Origin of the sequence: Lapillicoccus sp. (assembly GCF_046595215.1) — a bacterium.
GTDB lineage: Bacteria > Actinomycetota > Actinomycetes > Actinomycetales > Dermatophilaceae > Lapillicoccus.
On the sequence record NZ_JBKJPP010000189.1, the window covers coordinates 1 to 9,170 of the forward strand.

Here is a 9,170-nt window from a genome sequence, read left to right on the forward strand (position 1 = left end):
CGCCGTCAGTCAAGGGAGTCTGGCCCTGCGGTCGTCCGCGCGTCCAACGGCAGCTCCAGGACCACCGTCGTTCCCTCCCCCTCGACCGAGGTCAGTCGCAGCTCCCCGTCGTGGTCCTCGACGATCTGCTTGACGATGGCCAGCCCAAGACCGGTGCCGGTGATCGCTTGGTCCTTGGCGTTGCTTGCGCGGTAGAACCGGGTGAACAGCTGTGCCTGGTCCGCGTCAGGGATACCGATACCACGGTCCCGACAGGTGACGAGAACCCGGCGGGCGCCCCGGTCCACCGTGCACCTGATGGTCACCACGCCTGCCGGGCGGCTGAACTTGATGGCGTTGGAGACGATGTTGACGACCGCGCGATGAAGATGTCCCCTGTCGCCCTGGACGATCGCCTCCTCCGGCCCGGCGTCGATGTCGAGCTCTATGGCGCCACTGCGGGCGAGTGGGGACAGCTCCTGGCCGGTGTGGGTGACCAGCTCACGCATGGACACCGGAGCGACGTTGACCTTGAGTCCGCCACTTTCGATCCGGTTGAGCACCAACAGGTCCTCGATCAGGCCGCGCAGTCGACTCGTGTTGCGGTCGACCACGTCGAGCATCCGATGCTGCTCCCCCGTGAGCTCGCCGGCGTCTCCGTCCTGGAGCAGCTCCAGATAGCCGCTGATCGACGTCAGTGGCGTCCGCAGCTCGTGGCTCACCGTCGCCAGGAAGTCGCTCTTCTGGCGGTCCAGCCGTTCGAGCCGTTCGACGTACTCGTTCTGGTGCTCCCGGTAGTCGGCCTCCACGATGAACCGAGCCACGAACGCAGCGACCTGCTGGACGGCGTTGGTTTCGGACGTGATCCACTCGCGGGGCTCATGGACCATGAGGACGTAGATCATCCCGATGACCCGGTCGCCAAGCCCGATGGGGACCATGATGACCGCGCGGGCCCCGGTCGCTTGGTGGAAGATCCTCGCTCGCTCCCGGGACTGCACCTCAGGCGCGAGGAAGTCGCCGCTTGCCGCAAAACCCTCACCCAGCCACAGCTCCTCAGCGAACCCGCCCACGTGCGGAACAAGATCGTCCGGGATGTCCCCCAGTGTTGACAGACCCGGGCCGTGCCACTGGGCACCGAGCAGCACCGTGTGGTCGGCATCGACAGTGTTGGCCATGACCCGGTCGGCGCCGAGTCCCTCGCCCAACGCGGCGCACAGGAAGTCCAGAGCTCGCTGGGTGTCTGGCGCCGTACGACTGGCACGCTCGATATCGATGGTGAGCTTTTGCATGCTCAGGGCCTGTGCTTGGGCCCGCTGAAGAACAAGATTGTGCTGCGTGAGTACGTTGAAATCGGCGGCAAGGGACCTGATCTCCAGGGAGCCCTGATCTTCGCGGGCGCACGCATCCAGCTCGCCCTCGCGCTGACGGGTCATCGTTTCACGCAGCTCAGCGATCGGATCCCTGATGGAACGCGCGACCCTGCGACCCATGACGAACGCCGCCACGAGTGCCGTAAGGGTGGCAGCTAAGGTCACTGCCGCCGCTGCCGTCGCCGTCGTCCGTACCGCCATCCGGTTCTGGTTGCGCTCGGTCTCGATGTGCCCACCGATCGCGGCGTTCGCTGCACGGAACCCGTCGAACAGGGCACGACCGACAGCCACATCTGTTGGCTCGCCTAGGTCCAGGGCTCGCTCCGTGCTCAGCGCATAGACCCACCACTGCTCCACCGCGAGCCGCTGACGGCCCTCAAGACCCGTTTGCAGTGCGGTGTCGGCATCGCCACGGCTGACGAGCGCGAGCTTGTCGCGCAACGTCGCCAGCGACACCATCGTCCGGGTTTGGGCGCCGAAGTACGGCTCCAGCATCGCCCGGTTATGGGAGATCTCATATCCGCGCAGCCCGGTCTCGGCATCGGTCATCGTCTGGAGGACCTGAACGTTGGCGTCGACGGCGGGGCCCGTGCCCAGGGTCAGCCGGTCGACCTCGCCGGCCTGGATCTGCAGTCCCCCGACGGCCGTGACACAGACCAGGGCAAGCAGTGCCCAGAGCAGATAGACGAGGTGGCGCAGGCGGGAGCCGATCGGCCGCCCGATGGCCGCCCGCCGACGGCGCAGGTCAGTCATCGGCGCCCACCGAGGTCACAGCAGGGGACTCGCCGACGAAGCCCTGCCGGGTCATGGTCCCCCAGACCTGCTTCTTGCCGCGCAAACTCGCCCACCAGCCTTCGAGACGCCACCATGCAGTCGCCTGACGGTAGCCGACGTTCTCCAGCACGGAGGCCAACAAGATTGCCCCCAGGTCACGCCAGCGAGTGTATTTGTGGGAGGTCAGCTCCTCGACGGCCATGGCGACCAGCGTCACCAGCGTCCCGTAGCCGTAGGCCACCGCCATGAACGTCAGCGCAAAGGGCGTGTTGACCACCCCGAGCGAGAAGCCGAGAACGACCAGGACGAGCCCGACGAGCTCCAGCAACGGTGCGATCAGCTCGAAGACCCAGTAGTACGGGATGGCCACGAGCCCGACCTTGCCGTAGCGAGGCTTGAGCAGCATCCCGCGGTACTTCCACAAGGTCTCCCACAGCCCTCGGTGCCACCTCTTGCGCTGGCTGCGGAGCACTGCGGCAGTCACCGGGACCTCGGTCCACGACACCGGCTGGGCCACGAACTGAACGCGATAGTCCCGGTGATGGTCGATCATGTGGCGGTGGATCCGCATGACCAGCTCGAAGTCCTCGCCGATGCTGTCGGGGTCGAGGCCGCCGACCTCGACCAGGACGTCGCGCCGGAACACCCCGAACGCGCCGCTGATCAGGATGAGCGCGCCGAACCGGGACCACCCCGTGCGCCCAAACAGGAAAGCCCGAAGGTACTCCACGACCTGAATGCGGACGAGCCACGCCTTGGCGAGGTTGACCTGGACGACACGTCCGTCGACCACCGTGCACCCGTTGACGACCCTGATCACCCCGCCGGACGCAACGACGCGAGTGGGATCGTCGGCAAAGGGCTGGGTGACCCCGATGAGCGCATCCGGATCCAGGATCGAGTCGGCGTCGACGAACACCACCAGCGGCTCGGCGGCCGCGTTGATGCCCACGTTGATGGCATCCGATCGACCGGAGTTCTCCTTGCGCACCACCAGCAGTCGGGTGCGACCGTCGCGTGGGATGTGGACGCCGATGATGGCGCCGCGGGTTGGCAGGTCGGAGGGAACCTCACGCTGGACGAGCACGAGGTCGAAGGCCGATCGCAGCTGCTCGAACGTCGCATCGGTGCTGCCGTCATCGACAACGATGACCTCGTGGCTCGGATAGCGCAGCGACAGCATGGCCTGCACCGAGGTGACAATCACCGCCTCCTCGTTGTAGGCGGCGGCCACGACCGAAACCCCCTGCGCCAGCTGACTAGCCACCCTCTCGTCACGACCGCCATAGCCCTTACGGCGTCCCTCGTGCAGGAACTCCCATGCGGCCAGGCCGATCAACACCAGCAGCGAGGTGTTGACGACCAGGAAGTAGATGAGCACAGGGGTGGCGACCACGTCCATGATCGCGGAGATGACATGACGCAAACCCTCGGGGAAGGACGACGAGGTCATCAGGACCGTCCTGAGCCGGAAGCCAGCTGCGCACGCAGCCCGGCGAGGTCAAGGGCACCACGTGCCGCGGAAGCGCTGGGTCCCTGCCGTGTGCTGGCGGCCTCTTCGAGTCTGGCGATGCCTTCGAAGCCGATCCGGACCAGGGAGTCGGCCGCCAACGACGCGAGCCGGCGGTCACCATCCCCGAGCAGCCCGGCCAGGGTATCCAGGCCTTCGCGCTGTCCCAGCTCGCCCAGGGCCGTGGCGCAGGTGCGCCTCAGCGCGCTCGTCTCGGAGGCCTCCGTATGCCGTGCGAGGACAGCCGTGTCATCGGCATCCCCGACCCGGCCGAGCGCCACAGCGGCACTGGCCCGGACGTCGCCCTCGCTGTCCGCGGCGAGCAGGTTGCGCAGCTGCGGGGCAGCCGAGGGGAAGGTGCCGTGGCCGGCGACCTGAGCACAGACGTTCCGCACTCCCGCGTCGTCGGAGGCCAGACCGATCTGGAGCGCGGGTGCGATCCTGACCCCCATAGCCAACAACGCCTCGGCCGCGACCCAGGCCGGCAGACCGATCTGCCCGTGATGGGCAGACAGTGCGTCCAGGACGCCGCTCGCCGCCGCAGGGTCGCCGATGGCGCCCAGGGCCCGTGTGGCCACCAGCCGGACATCCGCGTCAGGGTCGCCGAGAAGAGGCAGCACGAGGGAGGCGCTGTCCGGGTCACGAACCAGACCGAGCAGGTATGCCGCGCGGGCGCGTCGGACGGCTGACCGCGAGGTCAGCATCCCTGTGGCCCGCTCGATCTCGCCATGCGAGCGCAACAGGTCGCCCAGCTCTTCAGCCGGGGCGCCTCGAACCCTGCCCAGAAAGGCAACCACGCTGGGACGCAGGCGCTCCCAGGTGGACGCCGGGACGGCATACAGCGCGGCTTTGGCCTGGCTGTCCTCGTCCTCACCGGAAGCCATGGCGATCAACGCGCGTCGATAGGGTGCGAGCAGTGCTCTGGACCTGACGCCTGCACGACCACGACGGAGCTTGGCGATGGCGATCACGGCGACCGCGGACACGCAGGACAGGCCGATGACGGCGCTGGCAATCAGCAGGACCTGACCAACACTCACATGTTGCCCCGCTCAAGAAGTCCGTTGACACGGTGCAGGAGCTCGCGCGGGCTGAACGGCTTGATGACGTAGTCGCTCGCGCCAGTGGCGAACCCGGCGTCGACGTCGGAGTCGCGGGAGCGTGCTGTGAGCAGGATGATGTTGAGGTCCTTGGTGGCCTGGTTCGCCCGCACCTTGCGCAGCACGTCGATGCCCGACAGCCCAGGCATCATGACGTCAAGGATGGCCAGCCTCGGCGGGTCGGCCTCGATGGCTGCGAGGGCCGCCACGCCGTCGTCGACACCCACGACGTCGTATCCGGCCTGGGTCAGCTTGAAGACCACGAGGTCCAGGATGTCCCGGTCGTCGTCGGCGACGACGATGCGGATCTTGACCGGCTCAGTCATGCTCGAACCTCCCCGTCGACGCGGCCCTGCTGATGTCGAATCATCCTATATGTCCAAAGAGCTGTTCTCCACGGTGGGCTTTCGCAGCCCTCCGGTGAGCGCGCGTGAAGCCACATGGGCGGGGGGTCGCGACCCGCGTGTTTGACCGGAAGCAGGATGCGGGCGCGTGGGAGCAGGACCAGTCGCGCAAGCTCCGGGCCGGCGACTTGCTGGACCCGCGACGAGGTTGGGTGACGCTCGCGTCGATCGAGCCGGTCTGGACGGAGTCTCGGAAGCGGCTGAAGCGCAAGACGCAGGAGGCGGACGCGTCAGCTTGGGCGCAGCACACCGAGCCGGAGTTCGGGCGAGTCGAAATCGCCTCGATCACCGAGGCTCAGGTCGCTACGAGGGTGGGTGGTCTCGTCGCGGGCGGGCTCTCGACTTCGACGGCGAATCGCTACCTGTCGACCCTGCGGTCGCTATTGGCGTTCGCTGTTGTCGACGGGCGGATCCCTCGGAACGCGGCGGCAGTCGTGACATTGCCATCTGGTGGGCGCGGGTGCCGCGGGGGAGAGTTTTGGACGCCCGAGGAGCTCGACGCCTTCGCCAGGGCATGCAAGGGCCGGTATGCCGAACTGGTCAAGGTCCTCGGGCTTTGCGGGTTGCGTTGGGGCGGGTTGGCCGGTCTCAAGGGTCGGTGACCGTGTGGGGGTGCCTGGTGCGGGCTTGCGGCTTCAGCGAACGGTTCTCGCGGGTCGTTCGGACGCAGCCTCTACGTGGATCGCTCAATGGCAAGCGGTCTCGGACGGTGCCCCTGCCGCCGGCTGTCGTCCCCATCGTCGACCGTTGGTCGGCTGGGCAGAACTTGGACGACTGGCTTTGCAGCTCCCCCGAGGGCACCTCTGAGCGAGTCGAACTGGAAGCGCTCGATCCGGTGGTCCGACGCCTGCGAGGCGACCGGCCGTCAGTTGCGCCCGCACGACCTGCGACACATGGCGGCATCGATCTGGCTGGGTGCGGGCGCGGACCCGCAGGTGGTTCAGCGGGTGCTCGACCTCGCGTCAGCGGCGATGACGATGGATCTCTCCGGGCACCTGATTGACCAGAACGTTTGGGACGCTGTGCAGAGGGTCGGGGGCACCACGGGGGCATCAGCTGAGCAGGAGGACATGGGAAAGGCCCCCAACAGCGATGCATCGGGGGCCTGACCTGCGGTTTCTTGGTGGAGCCGCCTATCGGAATCGAACCGATGACCTATTCATTACGAGGCATTTCCAGCCCCGTTTGGCCCCGGCGTCAACGGCGAAGACCGTTTCAACAGAACGAATCTCCGACGGCCGTGCTCCTCGCTCTCAGGCGACGTATGGCCAAAATGCGGCCCAGCTCGTTGGCTCACGTGCGTTGGACGGCGCCCGCCCAGACCCAGGTCTCGAGGGCGTGGGGCGGCGCACCCCAGCGGACCTTGACCGCTCGGCGGGTCCACGCGATCGCCTGGCCGCTGACGAGCTCCTCGACGCCGTCCTCCCAGACGATCCACGCTCGGACGTTTGCCTGCTCTGCCGCGGCGGTGATGTCGAGGCTGGCCAGCTGTTCGGCAGTGAGCGACCGAGGTTGCCTCCTTGCCACCCGCGGGACGTCCGTCATGGGGAGATGTTACCGAACAGGCGTTCGAGTCCGCAGCCGAGACGGAGAGGTGCCCAGCCGGCACGTGCCAGAGGTGATGCTCAGCGGGGTTCACGCCCCCGCGGGTATGCGCAGTGACCCGAAGCCAGGCGGCTCGGAGGTGTCCCGCTGCGATGCGGGTGCGAAAGCCGACCGAGCGGGTCTGAAACCGCGATCCGTCAGGACGGCGACGGCTGGGGCGTACGGCAGGCGGCTACGCGAGACCCCCTCCTCCCTCGCCAGCGCTCTAATCGTCGAATCACCAATTACCCGCCGGGCACCATGTCAACACCTTCAACATGGCAGGAAGGGGGATGGGTGCGCGGTGACCCGCCACGATGCCGGTTCGGAAGCGCGCACGCGGGTCTGACAATCAGCGTCGGCTGAGGGTGACGTCTGGGGGTGGCGGGGTCCGTTGAGTCGACCTCCCGTGACTTCCCCTGCGCCGTAGAAGGAACGAAGGCCCAACCAGCTGCCGAAACCGTAGCCCTGCTCGCGGGTAGAGCCTGCCCGCTGCGGGCTCACTAGGCGGGTGACTCAGGCGGGGCCTCCCTTAGCCGCCAAAGTGGACGTTCGTGTCGTCAGCGCCGTCGCCTTGCGGCAGCCGCACGGCCAGTCTCTGGGCGAGCTCTGCGACCTTCTTCGCCGCGTCTGCGTCGGCCGCCTGCATAGACTCGCGGGTTGTGGGGTGAGGGTAGGTGTAGCGATAGGTGATCTCGAACGGCTGCGTGACGTTCGCTGGAGCGACGGTGGAGCCGGGGACTGCGGTGTGTTGCGGCACGAGGATGGTCGCGGATCCCATCGCGGCGGACGACGTGGCTGTGGTGAGGTGTTGGGCCCGGACGGCAGCTTGCGCGGTATAGCCGCTTCTGACGGCGAGGTCGGGAGGAACGAACTGGTTGGCTGGCTTGTCCAGATGCCAGCCACACACGTCATGGCTCAGTGAGGAGTCTTGCTCGATCACGTCATGACCCAGAACCTCTTGAACCGCGACACTTGACAGCCCTTGGCAGGGCTTGCCTGGCGCGGGGGTGCCATCGAGCAACGTCAGCGGCTTGGCTGCCGAAGCACCGGATGAGGGCGACCCAGATGGGGACGCCGCGGGAAAGGATGAGCTAGCCCGGGCGAGCCAGGACTGCGCGGTACTCATCCCCCCATTCATTGTCCACAGGAGGAGGCCAATGCCAGCGATGGGTGCGAGGATCCGCGGCCTGCTCGCCTTCTTTCGCACGGTTCGGCTTCGGTGCGGCCTTGAGCGCAGCCCTTTAGACCCAGACGAGGCGGCGGGCCGCGCCGGGGCCATGACGGCTTGGCCAGTGGCCGGCGGAAAGGCGATCTCGATCTGGTTGCGCAGCGACGCGATCTGGACCGGTGTCAGCAGGCGTGGCTGTTGCGAGAGCCATTGGGCAAGGCCGGAAATCGGGACTACCTCAACCCCTCGGACCCGCGTGGCCTCGAATCTCGCCTCCTGCTGCCCTGCGAGCGCGATCATCGGTACGACCGGGCCACCAAGCACCCGTTCCATCAGGGCGGCCGCTCGGCTGACCTTGTCGAGCTCAGTGTGCTTCGGGTCGTGTTTGGGTCCCGTCGATCCCGTGGCCCGGTGCTGCCAGAGGTTTCCCTCGTGCACCGATGTGGTCCCCGCCCAATTCTTCGCGTCGACCAAGAAGACGCCCGCGGTGGAGACGACGATGTGGTCGAGGTTGGCCTTCGACTGCCCAGGACGAAGAAGGCGGTCGTGGAGCACCTCCACTCTCGTCCCAAGTGTCGCCAAGACCGCTGCGACCCGGCGTTCCCCTGCTGCGCCGGCCTCCCAGGCTGAGGCCTCGTTCTCCATCCTGGCCGCGACTACTCGTGCTGCGGCAGCACGAGCGCGCAGCTCTTCGGCGCGCCGCTGCGCGGATTCTGCTTCGGACATTTCGGACCCCCTAGTTGCCTGCATGCTAAGCGTTGCCGGGATGGTCCGGGCCGTTTTGGTAGGCCAGGGGTCCCTTCGGCTTCGTCGTCGTCAAGGTTGGTGAGCGCGGGGCGGGAGGGACCGGCCGGAGGCCGCACGCCCGACCGCCCCGCGCTCACGCCGCCGGCGCAGCCGGCGGCTTTAACGAAGAACAGAAAGTCCTCACAGGTCCAGTCGTGTCCCACCAGGCTCCGCCAGCTGAGCTGTGACAGATCCCCGCCAGCCGGCGTGCGACACGCATACGGACCTCGACAAGGCCTCCGTCGCATCGATGGATAGGGATGCGTGGACATCCGATGAGCGCGCGCGTCAATCCGATGTCACTCCGGCTCCAGAAGGTGCGCGTCTCGAGGGTGCTGCACACCGCCCAGAAAGACCCTGGGCATAGCTTGACTTTCTGACGCTCAAGCGGCCTGCTGCTTCGCCTCCTCCTCCTCCTCCTCTAGCAACCGGGCGCCGTAGCCGACAGGTGCTGGAGCACCAGGGCTTCCAACGCCCACCGGACCACCG

The 9,170-nt window shown here is 67.3% G+C and carries 8 protein-coding genes; 2 read left to right on the forward strand and 6 right to left on the reverse strand.

Features of this window, described 5'->3' with window-relative positions; genetic code table 11:
- Positions 1-5 precede the first annotated feature (5 nt).
- From ACLL9L_RS16205 to ACLL9L_RS16220, 4 genes are read right to left on the reverse strand one after another with little or no spacing between them, the layout of a single operon-like run.
- The gene (locus ACLL9L_RS16205) at positions 6-2,105 is read right to left on the reverse strand and encodes an ATP-binding protein (RefSeq protein WP_411285689.1); all 2,100 of its coding nucleotides are present in this window, start codon (positions 2,103-2,105) and stop codon (positions 6-8) included.
- The gene (locus tag ACLL9L_RS16210) at positions 2,098-3,579 is read right to left on the reverse strand and encodes a glycosyltransferase family 2 protein (RefSeq protein WP_411285690.1); all 1,482 of its coding nucleotides are present in this window, start codon (positions 3,577-3,579) and stop codon (positions 2,098-2,100) included. Before ACLL9L_RS16210 ends, ACLL9L_RS16205 begins: the two co-directional genes overlap by 8 nt.
- Complete coding sequence (locus tag ACLL9L_RS16215) at positions 3,579-4,676, reverse strand: HEAT repeat domain-containing protein (protein WP_411285691.1); 1,098 nt, start codon at positions 4,674-4,676, stop codon at positions 3,579-3,581. The genes ACLL9L_RS16210 and ACLL9L_RS16215 overlap by 1 nt, the downstream gene beginning before the upstream one ends.
- Positions 4,673-5,062 carry a response regulator transcription factor gene (locus ACLL9L_RS16220; RefSeq protein WP_411285692.1) on the reverse strand — a complete coding sequence of 130 codons (390 nt, stop codon included), beginning with the start codon at positions 5,060-5,062 and terminating at the stop codon, positions 4,673-4,675. Before ACLL9L_RS16220 ends, ACLL9L_RS16215 begins: the two co-directional genes overlap by 4 nt.
- A 137-nt stretch (positions 5,063-5,199) precedes the next feature.
- Between ACLL9L_RS16220 and ACLL9L_RS16225 the strand changes: the two genes are divergently transcribed.
- Positions 5,200-5,742, forward strand: coding sequence for a tyrosine-type recombinase/integrase (locus ACLL9L_RS16225; protein ID WP_411285693.1), 543 nt, complete (start codon positions 5,200-5,202; stop codon positions 5,740-5,742).
- Positions 5,743-5,829: 87 nt separating this feature from the next.
- Entirely contained in the window at positions 5,830-6,249 is a 420-nt protein-coding gene (locus ACLL9L_RS16230; RefSeq protein ID WP_411285694.1) for a tyrosine-type recombinase/integrase, read from the forward strand.
- Positions 6,250-6,433: 184 nt separating this feature from the next.
- Here the strand turns inward: ACLL9L_RS16230 and ACLL9L_RS16235 are convergent, their stop codons facing one another.
- Together ACLL9L_RS16235 and ACLL9L_RS16240 are read right to left on the reverse strand one after the other, a co-directional pair.
- Positions 6,434-6,685: a hypothetical protein gene (locus ACLL9L_RS16235; RefSeq protein WP_411285695.1), complete on the reverse strand. Its 252-nt coding sequence runs from the start codon at positions 6,683-6,685 to the stop codon at positions 6,434-6,436.
- Positions 6,686-7,256: 571 nt separating this feature from the next.
- Positions 7,257-8,645, reverse strand: coding sequence for a nuclease-related domain-containing protein (locus tag ACLL9L_RS16240; protein WP_411285696.1), 1,389 nt, complete (start codon positions 8,643-8,645; stop codon positions 7,257-7,259).
- Positions 8,646-9,170: the final 525 nt, after the last annotated feature.

Excerpts from the sequence above, each read along its gene's own strand:
- ACLL9L_RS16205 (WP_411285689.1), bottom strand. The coding sequence starts at position 2,105 with ATGACTGACCTGCGCCGTCGGCGGGCGGCCATCGGGCGGCCGATCGGC.
- ACLL9L_RS16210 (WP_411285690.1), bottom strand. The coding sequence starts at position 3,579 with ATGACCTCGTCGTCCTTCCCCGAGGGTTTGCGTCATGTCATCTCCGCG.
- ACLL9L_RS16220 (WP_411285692.1), bottom strand. The coding sequence starts at position 5,062 with ATGACTGAGCCGGTCAAGATCCGCATCGTCGTCGCCGACGACGACCGG.
- ACLL9L_RS16230 (WP_411285694.1), top strand. The coding sequence starts at position 5,830 with ATGGCAAGCGGTCTCGGACGGTGCCCCTGCCGCCGGCTGTCGTCCCCA.
- ACLL9L_RS16235 (WP_411285695.1), bottom strand. The coding sequence starts at position 6,685 with ATGACGGACGTCCCGCGGGTGGCAAGGAGGCAACCTCGGTCGCTCACT.
- ACLL9L_RS16240 (WP_411285696.1), bottom strand. The coding sequence starts at position 8,645 with ATGCAGGCAACTAGGGGGTCCGAAATGTCCGAAGCAGAATCCGCGCAG.